The organism is Methanomicrobiales archaeon HGW-Methanomicrobiales-1 (genome assembly GCA_002839675.1).
Taxonomy (GTDB): domain Archaea; phylum Halobacteriota; class Methanomicrobia; order Methanomicrobiales; family Methanospirillaceae; genus Methanoregula.
Genome location: PGYM01000002.1, coordinates 498,226 through 516,336 on the forward strand (window position 1 = coordinate 498,226; position 18,111 = coordinate 516,336).

An 18,111-nucleotide genomic window follows, 5' to 3' on the forward strand; every position below is an offset into this window, starting at 1 on the left:
CACCCGTGGTGCCCGCAATCATTCCGCATAGTTTTTTCTGTACCAGCGTCAAGTAGGATTGTATGATCAAAGTTGCCATCAACGGGTATGGTACGATCGGCAAGCGGGTTGCCGATGCGGTCGCTGCTCAGAAAGACATGAAAGTGATCGGTGTCTCAAAGACCCGCCCCAATGCTGAGGCCTTTGTTGCAAAACAGCGGGGGTATCCACTCTATATCGCCGATCTTTCCAAGAAAGCCGCTTTTGAAAAAGTCGGTCTTTCTGTTGCGGGATCCGTAGAAGACATGTGTAAAGCTGCTGACATCATTGTCGATGCAACACCGGGCGATGTCGGGGCTACGAATAAACCAATGTATGAGAGACTGGGGAAAAAGGCGCTCTGGCAGGGCGGAGAGGATCATGAGATCGCCGGGTTCTCATTCAATTCATCCTGCAACTACAAGGATGCAATCGGCAGACAGTTTGTCAGGGTTGTCTCTTGTAACACAACGGGTCTTTGCAGGATTATCCATGCCATCGATAAGGAATACGGCGTCACTCATGTGCACGCGATCATGGTACGACGCGGTTCCGACCCCGGGGAGATCAAAAAAGGCCCCATCGATGCGATTGTTCTGGATCCTGTAAGTGTTCCCAGCCACCACGGCCCGGATGTTCTGTCCGTGCTCCCCCATATTTCGATTGTTACCATGGCCATGATCGTGCCAACCACGATGATGCACATGCATGCGATCCGGATCACCACGAAAAAAGATGTTTCAAGGGACCGCGTCATCGAACTGATCAACAACCATCCCCGGCTGGGCCTGATAAAAAAGAGTGTTGGTATCAGAAGTACTGCAGAGCTCAAGGAGTTCGCCATGGATCTGGGAAGACAACGATCCGATCTGTACGAGAACTGTATCTTTGAAGATTCAATCTACGCGAACAAAAACGAGCTCTGTTTCTTCCAGGCAATCCATCAGGAAGCCGATGTCGTTGTTGAAAACGTTGATGCGATCCGCGCGATGATGGGTGTGCAGAAGGATGGGGCGGCGTCCATAAAAACCACCAACGATGCACTTGGGTTTACACCGATCCAGAACAACCATTAACACCCATCATCACCCATTCTTTTCAATGGACGCGTACGAACGGGTTACCCGTAATACAGTCGAGATCGTAACCGAAGACGATCTCCGTTCGCTACTTAACAAACCCACGAAAAAGGTCTATGCAGGATACGAACCCAGCGGTGAGATTCATCTCGGCCATCTGGTTACCGTAAACAAACTGGTGGATCTCCAGGCAGCCGGGTTTGAAGTCATTGTGCTGCTGGCTGATGTGCATGCTTTCCTGAACCGCAAGGGAACCATGGAAAAAGTGCAGGAACTTGCTGACTATAACCGCCGCTGTTTCGAAGGGCTCGGACTGAAAAATGTCAGGTACGTTCTCGGGTCCGATCTCCAGCTCAACCGGGATTATGAGCTGCTTGTGCTCCAGCTCTCGCAACAGATCACGCTCAACCGTGCAACACGCAGCATGGACGAGGTGGGTCGGCAGATGGATCACCCCACCGTCTCCCAGATGATCTACCCGATCATGCAGATGGCCGATATTGCGATGCTTGGTGCTGATGCAGCGGTCGGAGGAATCGACCAACGCAAGATCCATATGCTTGCACGGGAGCACCTGGTCAACTTCGGCTATGCAGCACCCGTCTGCATTCATACCCCGATCCTGAACGGGATAGATGGTAAGAAGATGTCCTCTTCTCAGGGTAACTATATCTCTGTTGCAGACACTGAGGAGGAGATCAAGAAGAAATGCCAGAAAGCATTCTGTCCACCGGAGATCCCTGAAAACCCGGTACTCCAGATCTTCCAGCACCACATCTTCCCGCGCCTGCCCGAGATAACCATCAAGCGACCGGAGAAATTTGGCGGCGACCGGACGTTCTCAAGCTATATGGATCTGGAGGGTGCTTATGGCAAAGGCGAAGTCCACCCGATGGATCTCAAGAAATCCTGTGGCGATTCCCTGATAGAGATCCTTGCACCGGTGCGGGATTATATCAAATAATTGTCCCGGAATATTTTAGGAATGTGACCCCCCGTGAATTTAGAGAAAAAAGAAGATAAGTTCGATCAGCGCCTCGAGGAAATGGGTATCCGCATCAAGGATGCGAATATGTTCAAGGTACGGGAGGATGTCTTTGACGAAGTCACCCTTCTTGCCCTTTACAAACTGGTACATAAAAAATGGTTGTCGGTGATTGGTGGTTCTATCAGTACCGGCAAGGAAGCCAATGTATTCTACGGTGAGCGGGACGGGGCAACAATTGCCATCAAAATCTACCGTATCCGTACCGCAAACTTCACCACAATGAGTTCCTATGTCACCGGTGACCGCAGGTTCTCTCATGTAAAAAAGGCAAAAAAAGATCTAATCTTTGCCTGGACCAGAAAGGAATTTTCCAATCTCGTACGGGCCCGGGATGCCGGCATCGCAGTTCCTGAACCTCTCGTATGGGACAGGAATATCCTGATCATGTCGTTTTTAGGGGACGGAGAGACTGCTTACCCACAACTGCGGAATGTCGAGATGGAAGATCCTGCAGCGATCTATAAGGAGATCACCGACACGATCGATATCCTGTACAACAAAGCGGAGCTGGTGCACGCAGATTTGAGCGAGTTCAATATTTTATATGGTGACCAGCTCTATTTCATAGACATGGGCCAGTCCGTGACCAAGGATCACCCCCGGGCGCTCCAGTTTTTAATGCGGGATATTCGCAATATCAACCGGTATTTCAAAAACCGGTGCGAAACCCGGGGGGACATCGATCTCTTCAATGCGGTTACCGGACTGAATGCTGCCGAACCATGATAACCGTTGACTGCCAATGGATGAGTGTCGCAACGTTATGCAATTAAAATATAATCCTATCAAAACCAAGGTGAAACAAACATGATACAGGAAGTCAAGATTGCCGGAAGCAGGGTGGGTGTCCTTATTGGAAAAGGCGGAGCTACCAAGAGAGAGCTCGAGGCCAAAACCCACGCCACCATCACCATCGACAGCAAAGAGGGGATCGTAAAAGTTGAAGGGACTGAAGAGCACACGATCTCCCTTCTCCGGTGTGTCGAGATCATCAACGCCATCAACTACGGATTCTCTCCGGAACGCGCATTCGAGATGATCGATGATGAAGATCTTCTGCTCGAAGTCATTGATCTTTCGGGAATGGCAGATGGTCCGCGCCAGCTGGACCGGCTCCGGGGCCGGATCATCGGCAAGGATGGCAGGGCACGGGAACAGATCGAAGATATGACCGATGTGGAGATCTCGGTGTTCGGGAAGACCGTTGCCATGATCGGCTATCCTGAGCAGCTCAAAACCGCCCGGACTGCCGTGGACATGCTGATTGAGGGCGTGCCCCACGAGAATGTCTTTGCTTTCCTTGACCGGAAGAAGAAAGAAGCAAAACAGGATATGATAAGTTATTATTATTGATTGCGGCAATATTTGAAAATCCCGCAACAATATTTATAAGTTTGCTGTATTTCCACTGGAGAATAAATATCGAATAAAAGCGTAATTTTAAAAAATACCGAAAATACATGAGTGTTTCAGTGGAATTAAAGGGGTTTAAAAGGGATTTCGCATGCTGATCCATGAACTTCCGATTCCGGCAAGCCTCAAACACCAGTACACGCAGGCGGGCATCACGGAACTCTATCCACCCCAGGCAGAATGTGTTGAGCGGGGTATGCTCACCGGAAAAAACCTCCTTGTTGCAATCCCAACGGCAAGCGGAAAAACCCTTATCGCCGAGATGGCGATGCACGGTCACATCGCTACTGGGGGGAAATGCCTGTATATTGTCCCCTTAAAAGCCCTCGCAAGCGAGAAATTTGATGAATTCGGTAACAAGGGTGTCCGCGTTGGTATTTCAACAGGCGATCTTGACCGGCGCGATGATATGCTGGGTAGGAACGATATCATTGTTGCTACGAGTGAAAAGGTGGATTCGCTCCTGCGCAACAATGCCCGCTGGATCAGCAATATCACCCTGATTGTTATCGATGAGATTCATCTGATCGACTCCGATGGTCGCGGGCCAACGCTTGAAGTCGTGATCGCAAAGATGCGGTGCCGAAATCCGACCATGCAGGTGATCGGGCTTTCCGCAACGATCGGCAATCCAAAGATGCTTGCAGGCTGGCTGGAAGCCGAACTGGTCACCAGCAACTGGCGCCCGGTCGATCTGCGGCAGGGTGTGTTCTGCAACAACCGCATTCATTTCAAGGACCGGGAACGCCCGGTAAAACAGGTCTCAAAGAATTTTGATGATCTCAACCTCTGCCTTGATACTATCGAGGAGGGGGGGCAGTGTCTTGTTTTTGTCTCCTCCCGACGGAATGCAGAAGCGTTCGCAAAGCGGGCTGCCGGCGCAATAAAAAGTGAAGATCCTGCTCTTGCCGCCTATGCAGAGAAGCTCAGTAAAGGTGCAGAAACGGAGATGGTCAAAACGCTGGCAGCCTGTGTGGCAAAAGGCGCTGCTTTCCACCATGCCGGGCTGAGCCGGCCTGAACGTGCGATCGTGGAAGAGGGATTCCGGAAAGGGCTGATTAAGTCCATCTCATCCACACCGACCCTGGCTGCGGGGCTCAACCTGCCTGCACGCCGGGTGATCGTACGGGATTACCTGCGGTTTTCTGCCGGCGAGGGGATGCAGCCAATCCCGGCGAGCGAATACCACCAGATGGCGGGAAGAGCCGGCCGGCCGCGACTCGATCCCTATGGTGAGGCTGTCCTTATCGCAAAAGATGAGGGGCAGGTAGAAGAGCTCTTCGACCGGTATATCGATGCCCCTGCAGAAAATATCCATTCCAAAATTGCTGAACCCGATGCACTTTACACCCACGTGCTCTCCCTTATCGCATCGGGTTTTGCCGCTACCCGGGCCGAACTCGCCGATTTTATGGACCGGACTTTTTATGTCCATGAGCACCGGCAGGGCCGGCTGATGAAAAAAGCCGTGGATGCCGCACTTGCTTTCCTCGTATCATCCGAGATGGTTGTCGAAGTGGGAGAGCATCTGGGCGCAACCGAGTTTGGCAGCCTGGTCTCCCGGTTGTATATCGATCCCCGAAGTGCAGCGCTTATTGTCAGCAATCTCCGGAAAAACGACGGTTATGCAGATATCGGAGTCCTCCAGACCATCTGCAGTACCCCTGATATGCCTAAGCTCTATGCAAGGAACACCGATCTTCCCGCTCTCGATCGCATGATAGAGGCGCATGCCGGTGAACTCTGGCTTGAACCGCCGCAGGATGAAGAGGAGTCGGAGCCCTACTACCGGGCACTCAAGACGACGATGCTCCTTTCCGATTGGACCGATGAGCTGCCCGATGCAAAGATCTGCGAGCGGTATTCTGTGGGTCCCGGGGATCTCTACGGTATGGTAGAGAGCGTGAACTGGCTGCTCCACGCCAGCGTTGAACTGGCAAGGATGTTTGCACCCGCTATCCACACGAAGATCAGGGAATATGAGATCTGTATGAAAAATGGGATCCGGCGTGAACTGCTCCCACTCGTGAAACTGCGTGGAATAGGACGTGTCCGTGCCCGACGCCTTTTTAACAATGGCATTACTTCGCCGGGAACACTGGATGCAGCTGGCATTGAGACGGCAACAAAGATCCTTGGACGGGGAATTGCAGAACAGCTCTTTGCACAACTGGATAAATCCCGGCGTTTAACATCAGGAGAGATGGATGCTGATGCACCTAGTGATATTGCACGCGGACAGTCAACGCTGTCAAAATTCGGGTGACTGAATGACGGGAAACAACGGTACAGCAGGATCACATGATGAAAACAACGGGCACAAAAACCAGAAGGTCGGTGGACCTTTTACCTGCAATGGCAGTACCTATGAGATTCGTGCTGCGATCGCAACCATTAATGATCGTGCTGCATTTCTCCAGGACATCCAGACTATAGCGAATGCGCATAATACCCATATCATCTGTTTTAATGCCGATATGCTTGCGGGAACGCGGCATGCTCATACGGCACTTTGCCATGCAGTACGCTCCTTTACTAAAGGGAAGATGGTCTCGAATACCCTGGAAATGGAGGCGCTCTTATTTGCTGCAGGTTCCCGGCAGTGTTCCCTGGCTGCACCATTTGGAATTCACTCAGGAGAGAACCATCTGTATGTCTGCTGCTATCCGGAGTGCGATAACCTATGGGATGCCCTCGCCCCCTTGATTCATGTTGTGGAAGATGCCTGGAGCGGTATAGATTCTCAAAAGCAGGCATATCTTATGGATCTGTTCAATATCACCCGGGAAGAACTGGCCACAACCAATGGTGATCGCCTCACCGATCTCATCCTCGAACGAATTGCCTTACTGGAAGTATACCGGTAAGAGTCCAATGGTATGGCAGACACCAGGTGCGCATCCTAAAAAGGGTAGCGATGAGGAATATGCCTCGCCGTTAAATGCCTGCTGAATTACTTATTGATATGGGAAAGGATATGGACCGTCTCCGGAAGGATCAGTTCCTTCATTGCAAGGGTGACAGCCGGTGTTGATCCGGGGATGCAGAAAATTACCTTTCCATAAATCACACCGGCAATTGCACGCGAAAGCATGGATGCTGTTCCGATTTCCTGAATACTTTTCATCCGGAAGAATTCACCAAACCCATCTATTTTTTTTTCAAGGAGTGGTGTAACGGCTTCGATAGTACAATCATCAAAAGTCAGGCCGGTCCCCCCATTGATAATAATGCAGTTTGCTGTTTTCATAGCTGCATACAGCTCGTTCCGGATCGCATCTATCCGGTCAGGAACAATTGCATAATGGCTTACAGCGATACCGGCTCCTGTGAGCAAGGTGGATATTGCTGCCCCGCTGGTATCATTTTCCTTGTTTCTTGTGGTGGAAACGGTGATAATTGCCGCAAAAACCTCAATGGATCGCAGGTGATTCTGGTTCATATGAGTGATAATATGGTAAAAGAAGCATTAATAAAAATCTTAGGTTAAAATAATCGGTATTTTCATGGTTTTCTAGGCGCCACCCCTTTATTTCCAGTGGAGATTTCCTAAAATTTTACCTCTTCTACCTTTTTCGAAGTAATAAAAAACCTTGAAAATATTTTTCCTGCAATCAATTCGATCATTATATATATTAATAATAAAATATATAGAACTGGCTGTTTTTATTGTGTTTAAAATAATACCCAGTGGTATTTTTTAAAAGTTCCACACGAAGAAAAGGGGTCCCCCCCCTCATTACCAAATCATATGATTTCTCCAGGGATTTAAGAAAATTATCAAAGAAATAAGTACAATCTGAAAATACATCCTATAAAATTAAATTAAAATAATTAGGAATAAATTTTAATATTAGGTCACATTTGGCTTTTTAAAGGGTATATTACATTATTTCCAATCGAAGTGGGGGGGTTAATATCCTGAATATACCGATCGTTTTTTAGGGTATTCGCACCAATTCTCTCCACTACAGAGTAACTATGCCCGAACCAGAAGACCCATCAACGGGATTATTCAAAAAATATCTTACCAATAACCGGATATTCAAAGATCGTGAAGTGCTGAGGCACTCCTATCGCCCCCAGATCCTCCCTCACCGAAAACCACAGATTGAAGAAGTGGCGTCTATTCTTGCCCCTTCTTTGAGGAACGAAACCCCCTCGAATATCCTGATCTATGGGAAGACCGGTACAGGTAAGACGGCCTGTGTACGGTATGTCGGCACCGAGCTGGAAAAAGCAAGCAGCACGATGGGTCCCGTCTGCCGTCTCGTTCATCTGAACTGTGAAGTGATCGATACCCAGTACCGGGTGCTTGCCCAGATTGCCAAGAGTCTTGATGTATCTGAAGAACTGGGGAGTGACAAAACACGCACCCACATACCCATGACCGGGTGGCCCACCGATCAGGTGTATGCCGAGCTCAAGAACCAGCTCGAAGCCAGTGGGGGTGTCCTGGTCATCGTACTGGACGAGATCGACAAACTCGTCAAAAAGAGCGGGGATGACACGCTGTATAATCTCACCCGCATCAACTCCGATTTGAAAAATTCAAAAGTCAGTATCATCGGTATCTCAAATGACCTGAGTTTCAAGGACTTCTTAGATCCCCGAGTACTCTCCTCACTCTCGGAAGAAGAGATCGTATTCCCTCCGTACAATGCACCCCAGCTGGTCGATATCCTTGCACAGCGCGCTGACGGGGCATTTATTGCAGGAGCACTTGCAGAAGGTGTTATTCCCCTCTGTTCTGCACTGGCGGCACAGGAGCATGGTGACGCCCGGCGGGCACTTGACCTGTTCAGGATCTCAGGTGAATTGGCCGATCGGGACGAATCCTCGCAGGTTACCGAGGAACACGTCAAACAAGCGCAGGCAAAGATCGAAACCGATAGCATGATCGAATGCATCGCAACCCTGCCGACCCAGAGCAAACTGATCCTCTTCTCGATGCTGATCCTGGAGCAGCTGGGCCAGAATATCTTTACGAGCGGGGAAGTCTCACGTATCTACCAGGATATCGCCCCGGGCATCCAGCTCGATGTGCTCACCCACCGCAGGATCACCGATCTCATCTCGGAACTCAACATGCTCGGGGTGATCAATACCCGGGTCGTGAGTCGCGGGCGGTATGGCAGGACAAAAGAGATGTGGTTTGACTCCAACACGGACAAGATCCGCGAGGTTGTCCTGAAAGATCCACGGCTCAACGGGCTTAAGGATATTGATGTTTCCAAGATGGAAGCAAAGTGGTTGAAAACTTGGTTCAGGTGATTAATGATGGATGAAAAGGATCTCGAACTCCTCCGTATCTTAGAGGAGAACAGCCGGCTCTCAGCGGAAGAAATTTCGACCATGACCACTCTCTCAACAGCCGATGTCGAGAGCCGGGTTCACGCACTCGAAGCTGCACAGGTAATAAAACGGTATTCCACGGTTATCAACTGGGAACGGGCAGGCAACGGCGAGGTCTCGGCGATCATCGAACTGAAAGTCAGTCCTGAACGCGATTTTGGTTATGACCGGATCGCAGAACGCCTCTCGCGGTTCCGGCAGGTCAAGACCCTGCGGCTCATGACCGGTACCTACGATCTTCAGCTTGTCGTGTCGGGCAAGAATATGCAGGAGGTTTCCCGTTTCGTGTCCGAACATGTTGCACCCATGGACCGGATACGCGAGACTGCGACGCATATTATCATGAAGTCGTATAAAGAAAACGGTCACACGCTTTTTGAGCAGGCGGAGTCTGAGCGTCTCCCGTACTCCTTCTGAGGTTTTTTGAGAATGCGCAACTTTGTTTCAGAACGGGCGAAAATGATCCCTCCATCCGGGATCAGGAAATTTTTTGATCTGGCGCTCACGATGGACAACGTAATCTCGCTGGGTGTCGGCGAACCGGATTTCCGGACGCCCTGGAACATCTGCGAATCGAGTATCTACTCCATCGAGCAGGGAACGACTTCCTATACCTCCAACAAAGGCCTCCAGTCATTAAGGGATGCCTTGTCCCGGTATCTCGGTCAGCACTACAATCTCCCGTACACCAGCAATGATGAGATCATCATCACCAGCGGGGTATCCGAGGCACTCGATATAGCGATACGTTCTGTTGTTGATCCGGGTGACGAAGTAGCCATCGCCCAGCCCAGCTATGTCTCCTATGCACCCTGTGTAACCCTTTCGGGAGGAAAGCCGGTCCCGGTCCGGTGCACAGAAAAGGATCACTTCAAGCTCAATCCCGATGCCCTGCTGGAACAGATCACGCCAAAGACCAAGGCACTGATCATCAACTTCCCCAACAACCCGACCGGAGCGGTGATGAACGGGAGCGATCTCAAAGCGATCGCCGATATCGTAATCGATAAGGACATCCTGCTGATCAGCGATGAGGTCTACGCAGAATTAACCTACGACAGCACCCATGTTGCGGCTGCAACGGTCAGTGATCTCTGGGAGCGGACGATCACGCTGAATGGTTTTTCCAAGGCGTATGCAATGACCGGGTGGCGAATCGGGTACCTCTGTGCCCCTAAGGAGCTTTGCGATGCAGCGCTCAAGATCCACCAGTATATTATGCTCTGTGCGCCCGTGATGGGCCAGGTCGGGGCGCTCGAGGCACTCCGGTCAGCGGAGGAGGATAAGAACAGCATGGTCAACGAGTACCGCCTCCGGCGCAACATGTTTGTGGCCGGGTTAAACCGTATTGGTCTGACCTGTCATGTGCCAGAGGGGGCGTTCTATGCATTCCCCTCTGTCAAAAAAACTGGCCTTTCCGATGTGGAATTTGCCGAACGGCTGCTCAAGGAGCAGAAGATAGCGGTTGTTCCGGGTAGTGTTTTTGGTCCCGGTGGCGAGGATCATCTCCGGTGTGCCTATGCGGTCTCAAGAAAAGATCTGTCAGAAGCACTGGGCCGGATGGAGACGTTTATCAACGGTCTCTGATCCGCTTTTTTTCTTCCCCCTCTCCCCTCCCTCGCTTGCTATTGACCGTTACAAAGGAGACAAGGGATAGTTTATTTTGCACTTCAACCTATACTACATGAAACAAATATGAGCTGCACTATCATCGTTGGTGGATTTTTTGGGGATGAGGGCAAAGGCAAGATTGTTGCCCACATTGCCTTCAAGGATAAACCTGAAATCATCTCCCGCGGCGGTGTGGGTCCGAATGCAGGACACACTGTCCAGGTCGGAGAAAGTACATACGGCGTCCGCATGGTCCCGTCCGGTTTTGTCTATAAGGACGCGAAACTCTGTATCGGGAGCGGCGTGCTCGTGGATCCCCGGGTGCTGAAATCCGAGGTTGACACCTTAGGGTTAAAAGGGCGTATCTTCGTGGACAAGCGCTGCGGTATCATCACCGAAGATCACATTGCACGGGATAAGGGGAGCGACCACCTTTCGAAAACGATCGGCAGCACAGGATCCGGATGCGGACCTGCCAACTCCGACCGGGTCATGCGGGTCTCCCCTCAGGCCAAGGATGTCCCCGAGCTTGCCGAATACCTGCTCGATGTACCCATGGCTATCGATAAAGAGCTCAGGAACGGAAAGAATGTCCTGCTGGAAGGTACCCAGGGCTTTGGCATCTCCCTCTATTATGGAACCTATCCTTTCGTGACCAGCAAAGATACCTCCGCTTCCCAGATTGCGGCAGATAACGGTGTAGGACCGACAAAGATTGATGATGTAGTCGTGGTCTTCAAGGCGTACCCCACCCGTGTCGGGGAAGGCCCGTTCAGCACCGAGATGTCGTTTGAGAAATCCGATGGCATGGGGATCAAGGAGTTCGGGACCGTCACCCACCGGAAGCGCCGTATCGGCGTCTGGGATGGGGAGATGGCCAGGTACTCTGCCATGATCAACGGGTGCACGCAGGCTGCGATCACCGGTATTGATCGTGTGGACCAGGACTGCTTTGGCGTCAGGGAGTATTCGAAGTTGTCCAAGAAGGCAAAGGATTTCCTGAAACAGGCGGAAGATGATATCGGATGCGCCATCCCCCTGATCTCCACCGGCCCTGAAGTCACCCAGATTATTGATATGAGGAATGAGCTGTAATGAGACGTTCCCTGATGGATATCCTCTGTTGTCCCGTTTGCAAAGGGGATCTCGTGTTATCTGTTACCAAAGAGGACGATAAAGAGATCCTGGAAGGCGGACTGCATTGTGCTGCATGCCGGGTGGACTACCCCATCAGCGAAGGCATCCCCAATCTCCTTCCCCAGACTCACCAGGAATAAGAGGTGGAGGTATGATCTTCCCGTTACCCTTTTTTATACTGATCTCTGCGGGTACCGGGGGGAACGATTTCGGTACGGAGATATATCTTAATCGCAGCGGGATCAATTCGATCGAGCTGCCAAGGCAAAAGATCCAGGCGGCAACCGGCAGCAGCCTGCGGGTGAAATTCCTGAACCGGGGGGCACCGATTCACATAACGACCTCTTCTGCAAATGCCAGCATGTACACCGATTTTTTTCACGAGAACCTGTATGTTGTTGATGAATCGGTACTGACCATTCCCATATATACCGATATTCAGGAAGGATTCTTTGATCTTGAAATTATCGCCGGGTATGGCGGGATGAAAACAACCGCCCGGGTGAACGTGATATTCCCGCTACAAAAGAAACCGATCATTTTAGAAGAATCGCCGATCCAGCCGATCGCCCGCGGTCGCCCCCATCTCCTGATGGTCATGATGGGAATTGCCCTTATTTTCTATACCGCCTGGCTCTATACTTCCCTTGAACTGTTGAATATTGTCTCGTTCATCATCCTCATTGTTGGCGCACTCTACACATGGTACCGTCAGCGCTAGCTTCAGTTGCGATAGTCCTTTTTGCCGCTCTCCTGGTTGACCGGCTGATCGGGGACCCCCATTCGGCTTTGCACCCGGTTGCACTTCTTGGCCGGTTCATTGGCTGGTGGGGAAAGCCCGAACATTTCTCTCCAAAAATCCAGCGATTTACCGGAGCCTTTCTCTGGCTGGTGACCGTTGTCCTGTTCGCCGCCCCGTTTTACTGTTTTGCCGCCCTCGCCCCCTGGTACTGGTACCTGATTGTCGCCCCGTTCCTGCTGAAATGTTGTTTTGCATGGCGATCGCTCGAGGAACATACACTCGCTGTCGTGGATGCTCTCAATGATGGCATTGAGACGGGGCGGGAAAAGGTGAAGATGCTGGTCTCCCGCAACACGGCAACTCTTGATCGCGAACACATTCTCTCTGCCGGCTACGAATCCATGACGGAAAACCTCACGGACAGTATCATCTCGCCGCTCTTCTTCTTCTCCCTGTTCGGGATTACCGGGGCTGCGGTTTTCCGTGCAGCCAATACCATGGATGCGATGCTCGGATACCGGGACGAACGCGAGCGTATCGGGTGGTGCGCAGCCCGGATGGATGATATCCTTAACTTCATACCGGCCCGGATCACAGTCCTTCTGCTCCTGCTGCATTTTTTCCAGCGGGGACGTCTTTCCCCTGCCCTCAGGGTTATGCGGCGGGATGGAAAGAACCGCCCCGGGTTCAATGGGGGGATTGTGATGGCAACAATGGCGGGTGGTGTAGATATCCGTTTTGAAAAACCGGGTGTCTATACAATCGGTGACGGTGAACGGACACTTGACGAGGGAGGAGCAGACATTCTGGAGGCAACCCGCATGGTAACTGTGATGTTTGCGCTGATTGCCGTGGGTACTCTGTTTTTATTGGGATCGCTGATCAATAGTACCGCCATATGAAACTCGAGGAACTGAGATTCGGTACCGAGCTCCTCAAGCGCGGCTTTGCATCCATGCAGAAAGGGGGCGTTATCATGGATGTCGTGAACGCTGAACAGGCAAAGATAGCCGAGGATGCCGGGGCCGTTGCAGTCATGTCGCTGGAACGCGTGCCTTCAGATATCCGGAAGATGGGCGGGGTTGCCCGCATGGCAGACCCCCAGAAGGTCACGGAGATCATCGACGCGGTATCGATTCCTGTCATGGGCAAAGTGCGGATTGGCCACTTTGTCGAGGCGCAGGTACTCGAAACGCTCGGTGTCGACATGATCGATGAGAGCGAAGTCCTGACACCGGCAGATGAGCAATACCATATCGATAAGAAACTCTTCAAGGTACCCTTTGTCTGCGGTGCCTGCGATCTGGGTGAGGCGTTGCGCCGTATTAATGAAGGTGCGGCCATGATCCGGACCAAGGGTGAGGCAGGTACCGGTAATGTTGTCGAGGCAGTACGCCACATGCGCAATATCATGGGGGAGATCCACAAACTTAAAGGCATGGACAAACAGGAGATGACTGTCTATGCCAGATCAATTGAAGCCCCCGCAGAACTGGTGATCGAATGTGCCGAGCGCGGCAGGCTACCCGTGGTGAACTTCTCGGCAGGTGGGATTGCCACTCCTTCGGATGCCGCGATGATGATGCAGCTGGGTGCAGACGGTGTGTTTGTCGGATCAGGGATCTTCAAGTCCACGAATCCCGAGCTGATGGCAAAAGCGATTGTCGAAGCCGTAAACCACTTCAATGAACCTGAGGTTATCGCACGGGTAAGCCGCGGGCTTGGCGATGCGATGCCCGGGCTCGACGTCCATAAACTCAGGGACGATGAGGTGCTGCGAACCCGTGGACGTTAAGATCGGGGTTCTCGCGCTCCAGGGGAACGTGAGCGAGCACATCGATGCGTTTGTGCTCGCACTCGATCGTCTCGGTTACGGTGAAACTTCCGAAGTTGTCACCGTACGCAACCCCGCTGAACTGGAAGGCTGCCATGCACTGGCCCTCCCCGGCGGGGAATCAACCACCATCTCCCGGCTTATTGACAAGAATCATCTCTATGAGCCGATCCGCACCTTTTCCGGCGGTATTTTTGCAACCTGTGCCGGTATGGTGCTGGTAGCAACCCACGTGGACGATCCCCGCATCAATACCCTCAATCTTATCGACATAACCGTGGACCGGAACGCATTCGGCCGGCAACGGGAATCGTTTGAAACGGACATTCCCTTAACCGGTATTGATGGCGGCCCGTTCCATGCAATCTTTATCCGGGCACCGGTTGCAACCCACGCGGGTGCCGGTGTTACGGTGCTCTCGAGGCTGGACCAGGGGATCGTTGCTGTTGAGCAGGGAAAACACATGGCCCTGTCGTTTCATCCGGAACTTGGCGGGGATACCCGGCTGCATGAGCGGTTTTTGAAAAAGATTGGGATTTAATGGCAGATCCCCGGCAGACCTCCGTTTTTCGCATATTCAGGAAAATTTAGGATGAATATTTATTACCCGGTGCGTATTACGTACCATAATGACTATCAGAAAAACGCGCCGGAAGAATGATGAAAAACCGTTTCACGAAGCAGTGACCGATCTGCTCTTCTCTTCTATGGCAAACCATGAGGATTTTGTCCTGACCTACGAGGTCAACCCCACCACGGGTAAAAAAGAAATTCATGTGATGGCAGGAAAATTAATTTCCCCCGATCTGGTTGTGAAGCTTAAGGATCATGTCGCACAACAACTTGACGAGGGAAGCGGACATCATATCCGGATGATGGAATAAGGAAAACCTCTTTCATCACTATCATTATCAATGGAGTGCACGTGAATCCCTTATCTGCACGATAAGGGTGGCGTCATTTTTTTATTTACCAATCCTTTTTCATTGCTTCTGTTTTCATCTCCTTTGGCATCAGTTCGATTGCATACCGCAGCGCCGTCCGGGGCATTACTCTCTTGTTTTTCATCACGTAGGAGTAGATCTCATCGGTATGCTTCCGGCTCGCTTCTTTTAGCAGCCAGCCATAGCCTTTCTGCACCATATCGTCATCATCCACGAGAAGCAGGTCGGCAATTTCCATGGACTCTTTGAGGAACTTTCCGTGTTTTGCCGGGACAATCAGGGATACTGCTGCTGCCCGACGCATCCACCGGTTCTTGGAAGGTGTCCAGCGCTTGAGTTCATCAATATATTCCGGGAATTGTTCCATGAAGTCGCCCATAGTGTGATTGCAGAAACCATCGCACGACGCCCAATTGGTGATGTAGGTATCGATCCAGTGCCTGAACACGGGAAGATCGTCCCGCTCGTACCTTCCTGAAAGGGCATGGGCCCAGTTCGAAACGATGAAGGACTCTTCAATATAACCGGATCGGTACAGCTCCTCGCAGAGTGCGAAGATCTCTTTCTTATCCCGGTTTTTGATCTCTTTCCAGTGCTTTTTTGCAATGGCAATGACGGTGGCAGTTTTCAAGCCATAACACAAAATTTCCTCTTTAAAAAACCGCTTCGAGCTTTTTTGGAGGATGGGATCTGCCTGTTGTTTAAGCTCCTGCCGGATCTGTTCAATAGCCGGGTCCATATTCTCCGGTAGGAGCGTGTACAGGATAAGGTATGTGGCAGACGGGGGGATGAAAATGAATTAGACGTGGAGGAATGGCCCGGATGCTATCAAAGCACCGGGAATCCGGAACAACCCGGACCCGGGGGAATTCCCGGTTATAAAAATTTCAGGGTCCTATCTCCGTGACCCCGCTCGGGGACACTCCTCATTCAGGCTTGCAGTCTTTTTCTTCTGCTCCATCCGGCGGCGGATACTTCCCGCCCCACTCCAGCATCGCTTCAATGATTGGCAGGAGTGCCTTGCCCCGCCCGGTCAGGGAGTACTCGACTCTAGGGGGAACTTCCGGGTAGACTTTGCGGTCAATAATAGCATGCTCCTCAAGATCCCGGAGATGTTTGGTTATTGTTTTGGAATTGATCCCGCACATCCTGTTCTGGAGTTCCGTGAACCTGAGGACACTTTTGCGCAGGTGCCAGATAATGAGCAGGTTCCACTTGTTCCCGATGATATCAACGATACTGCCTATGCTGCATTTAGGGGTCTTTTCACATTTCATTCGAAATCCTTCAATAGTTACTTATTGGAAATAATGTTACAAAAACCCATCTGGTGTATATAATAAACTAAAAGTGGAATGCATTCTTGTAGATTATTCATGACCACGATACTTGTTGATCAGGATCTCTGTACCCGGTGCGGGATCTGTTCTGTTGTCTGTCCGATGGCCATCGTCGATCCTGCTGATGAGAATGCCCTCCCCCGGGTTCAGGATACTAATACCGGCAGGTGCATCCAGTGCGGGCACTGCGAGATATCATGCCCATCGCAGGCCCTCCTCCTGAATGTCCGCCCTGATGAGAGAGTGCCCCTGCCGGCCGGTGCCGGGACGATCTCTTCTGACGACTTGGCACTCTATCTTAAGAAACGCCGGTCAGTACGCCATTTCACGAAAGATCCTGTGCCGAAGGAGAAGATCGAACAGGTGCTTGATATCGCCCGGCACGCGGCTTCCGGTGGCAATGGCCAGCCGGTACAGTGGATCGTTGTCCATGATCCAAAGAAGGTGAAAATGATCGCCGGCCTGACGGTCGAGTGGATGAAGTCCCTTATCAATTCCACCCACCCCATGAGTGGCTATGTTCCGGGGCTGATCGGGGCATGGGAGAGCGGGACGGATGTTATCTGCCGGGGTGCACCGCACCTGCTCTTTGCTCATATCCCGGAGGGTAACCCGGTCGCACAAACGGATGCGATCATCGCACTCACCCATTTCGACATCGCAGCCCCCGCGTTTGGGATCGGCACCTGCTGGGCCGGCTTTGTTGCGATGGCAGCAATGTCCTATGAACCGCTCCAGAAGGAGCTCGGTCTGCCCACAGGACGGAAATCAGCTTATGCGATGATGTTCGGCCACCCGCAGTACAAGATCTACGGTATCCCCCGCCGGAAACCGTTTGAGGTTTCGTGGCAGTGACCTGCGAATGTACTAACCCGGAAAAAGGAATACAAACATGAAAGTACTTGCAATCAACGGAAGCCCACGGAAAACGTGGAATACTGCGATGCTGCTGCAGAACGCCCTCGATGGCGCTGCATCCACAGGTGCGGAAACAGAACTGATCCATCTCTATGATCTCGATTTTAAGGGATGTACAAGCTGTTTTGCGTGCAAACTGAAAGGCGGGAAGAGCTACGGGAAATGTGCCATGCAGGACGGGCTGACCCCGGTGCTCGAACAGATACAGGATGCAGATGCACTCGTCCTCGGCTCCCCGATCTATTTCGGCACCGTCACCGGGGAGATGCGCTGTTTTATGGAGCGGCTCCTTTTTCCGTACCTTGCGTACACCAACCCTCCGTCATCCATTTTCAACGGGAAGATCCGGACCGCGTTCGTGTACACGATGAACGTCTCAGAACAGCAGATGAAAGATTTCCATTACACCGTGCATACCGGGCTGAATGAGAGCATCCTCAATCGCACGTTCGGGAACGCTGAATCATTCTTCTCCTGTGAGACGCTCCAGTTCGAGGACTACGATAAGGTCGTTTTCAATTATTTCGACCCGGAAGAGCGAAAAGAGCGGCGGAAGACTGTTTTCCCGCAGGACTGCAAACGGGCGTTTGAGCTGGGAGCACGGCTTGTGCAGGCCGGAAAAGAGGTAACCCGGAGTTAATCAGGGTTGCAGTGCGTACCTGTGCATGTACG

Annotated in this window: 21 protein-coding genes; 18 read left to right on the forward strand and 3 right to left on the reverse strand. The window is 51.6% G+C overall.

What is annotated here, in order from left to right; translation table 11 throughout:
* The first annotated feature begins 62 nt into the window (after positions 1-62).
* The 6 genes from CVV30_08830 (at position 63) to CVV30_08855 (ending at position 6,425) form a co-directional block, all read left to right on the forward strand.
* Positions 63-1,094, forward strand: a complete 1,032-nt coding sequence (locus CVV30_08830; protein PKL69643.1) for a type II glyceraldehyde-3-phosphate dehydrogenase — start codon at positions 63-65, stop codon at positions 1,092-1,094.
* 25 nt (positions 1,095-1,119) lie between these two features.
* On the forward strand, positions 1,120-2,061 hold the full coding sequence (locus tag CVV30_08835; GenBank protein PKL69644.1) for a tyrosine--tRNA ligase: 942 nt from the start codon (positions 1,120-1,122) through the stop codon (positions 2,059-2,061).
* An 81-nt stretch (positions 2,062-2,142) separates the two neighbouring features.
* Complete coding sequence (locus tag CVV30_08840; GenBank protein PKL69789.1) at positions 2,143-2,871, forward strand: serine/threonine protein kinase; 729 nt, start codon at positions 2,143-2,145, stop codon at positions 2,869-2,871.
* Positions 2,872-2,952: 81 nt separating this feature from the next.
* A complete protein-coding gene (locus tag CVV30_08845; GenBank protein PKL69645.1) occupies positions 2,953-3,498 on the forward strand; it encodes an RNA-processing protein in 546 nt (181 codons plus the stop codon).
* Between the two features lie 151 nt (positions 3,499-3,649).
* Positions 3,650-5,824 (forward strand): extensin, encoded by a 2,175-nt coding sequence (locus CVV30_08850; protein ID PKL69646.1) that lies wholly within the window; start codon positions 3,650-3,652, stop codon positions 5,822-5,824.
* A 4-nt stretch (positions 5,825-5,828) separates the two neighbouring features.
* Entirely contained in the window at positions 5,829-6,425 is a 597-nt protein-coding gene (locus CVV30_08855; protein ID PKL69647.1) for a hypothetical protein, read from the forward strand.
* 86 nt (positions 6,426-6,511) lie between these two features.
* Here CVV30_08855 and CVV30_08860 read toward each other — a convergent pair whose 3' ends face one another.
* The gene (locus CVV30_08860) at positions 6,512-7,000 is read right to left on the reverse strand and encodes a molybdenum cofactor biosynthesis protein (GenBank protein ID PKL69648.1); all 489 of its coding nucleotides are present in this window, start codon (positions 6,998-7,000) and stop codon (positions 6,512-6,514) included.
* Positions 7,001-7,539: 539 nt separating this feature from the next.
* On the opposite strand from CVV30_08860, the gene CVV30_08865 reads away from it, so the two are divergent.
* The 10 genes from CVV30_08865 (at position 7,540) to CVV30_08910 (ending at position 15,121) form a co-directional block, all read left to right on the forward strand.
* Positions 7,540-8,832: a cell division control protein Cdc6 gene (locus tag CVV30_08865; protein PKL69649.1), complete on the forward strand. Its 1,293-nt coding sequence runs from the start codon at positions 7,540-7,542 to the stop codon at positions 8,830-8,832.
* Between the two features lie 6 nt (positions 8,833-8,838).
* The gene (locus CVV30_08870; protein PKL69650.1) at positions 8,839-9,330 is read left to right on the forward strand and encodes an AsnC family transcriptional regulator; all 492 of its coding nucleotides are present in this window, start codon (positions 8,839-8,841) and stop codon (positions 9,328-9,330) included.
* Positions 9,331-9,342: 12 nt separating this feature from the next.
* Entirely contained in the window at positions 9,343-10,500 is a 1,158-nt protein-coding gene (locus CVV30_08875; protein ID PKL69651.1) for an aromatic amino acid aminotransferase, read from the forward strand.
* Between the two features lie 108 nt (positions 10,501-10,608).
* Positions 10,609-11,619, forward strand: coding sequence for an adenylosuccinate synthetase (locus CVV30_08880; GenBank protein PKL69652.1), 1,011 nt, complete (start codon positions 10,609-10,611; stop codon positions 11,617-11,619).
* Positions 11,619-11,801 carry a hypothetical protein gene (locus CVV30_08885; protein ID PKL69653.1) on the forward strand — a complete coding sequence of 61 codons (183 nt, stop codon included), beginning with the start codon at positions 11,619-11,621 and terminating at the stop codon, positions 11,799-11,801. The genes CVV30_08880 and CVV30_08885 overlap by 1 nt, the downstream gene beginning before the upstream one ends.
* A gap of 11 nt (positions 11,802-11,812) precedes the next feature.
* Entirely contained in the window at positions 11,813-12,382 is a 570-nt protein-coding gene (locus tag CVV30_08890) for a hypothetical protein (protein PKL69654.1), read from the forward strand.
* Positions 12,364-13,305, forward strand: coding sequence for a cobalamin biosynthesis protein CobD (gene cobD / locus CVV30_08895; protein ID PKL69655.1), 942 nt, complete (start codon positions 12,364-12,366; stop codon positions 13,303-13,305). The genes CVV30_08890 and cobD overlap by 19 nt, the downstream gene beginning before the upstream one ends.
* Entirely contained in the window at positions 13,302-14,198 is an 897-nt protein-coding gene (locus tag CVV30_08900) for a pyridoxal 5'-phosphate synthase lyase subunit PdxS (protein PKL69656.1), read from the forward strand. Before cobD ends, CVV30_08900 begins: the two co-directional genes overlap by 4 nt.
* The gene (locus CVV30_08905; protein ID PKL69657.1) at positions 14,188-14,778 is read left to right on the forward strand and encodes a pyridoxal 5'-phosphate synthase glutaminase subunit PdxT; all 591 of its coding nucleotides are present in this window, start codon (positions 14,188-14,190) and stop codon (positions 14,776-14,778) included. The genes CVV30_08900 and CVV30_08905 overlap by 11 nt, the downstream gene beginning before the upstream one ends.
* Positions 14,779-14,866: 88 nt before the next feature.
* Positions 14,867-15,121 carry a hypothetical protein gene (locus CVV30_08910; protein ID PKL69658.1) on the forward strand — a complete coding sequence of 85 codons (255 nt, stop codon included), beginning with the start codon at positions 14,867-14,869 and terminating at the stop codon, positions 15,119-15,121.
* Positions 15,122-15,206: 85 nt separating this feature from the next.
* Here CVV30_08910 and CVV30_08915 read toward each other — a convergent pair whose 3' ends face one another.
* Together CVV30_08915 and CVV30_08920 are read right to left on the reverse strand one after the other, a co-directional pair.
* The gene (locus CVV30_08915) at positions 15,207-15,920 is read right to left on the reverse strand and encodes a DNA alkylation repair protein (GenBank protein PKL69659.1); all 714 of its coding nucleotides are present in this window, start codon (positions 15,918-15,920) and stop codon (positions 15,207-15,209) included.
* A 187-nt stretch (positions 15,921-16,107) separates the two neighbouring features.
* Positions 16,108-16,458 carry a transcriptional regulator gene (locus CVV30_08920; GenBank protein ID PKL69660.1) on the reverse strand — a complete coding sequence of 117 codons (351 nt, stop codon included), beginning with the start codon at positions 16,456-16,458 and terminating at the stop codon, positions 16,108-16,110.
* A gap of 99 nt (positions 16,459-16,557) precedes the next feature.
* Here CVV30_08920 and CVV30_08925 point away from each other — a divergent pair, with 99 nt between their 5' ends.
* Entirely contained in the window at positions 16,558-17,376 is an 819-nt protein-coding gene (locus CVV30_08925; protein ID PKL69661.1) for a nitroreductase, read from the forward strand.
* 37 nt (positions 17,377-17,413) lie between these two features.
* The gene (locus CVV30_08930) at positions 17,414-18,079 is read left to right on the forward strand and encodes a flavodoxin (GenBank protein PKL69662.1); all 666 of its coding nucleotides are present in this window, start codon (positions 17,414-17,416) and stop codon (positions 18,077-18,079) included.
* The last annotated feature ends 32 nt before the right edge of the window (positions 18,080-18,111 follow it).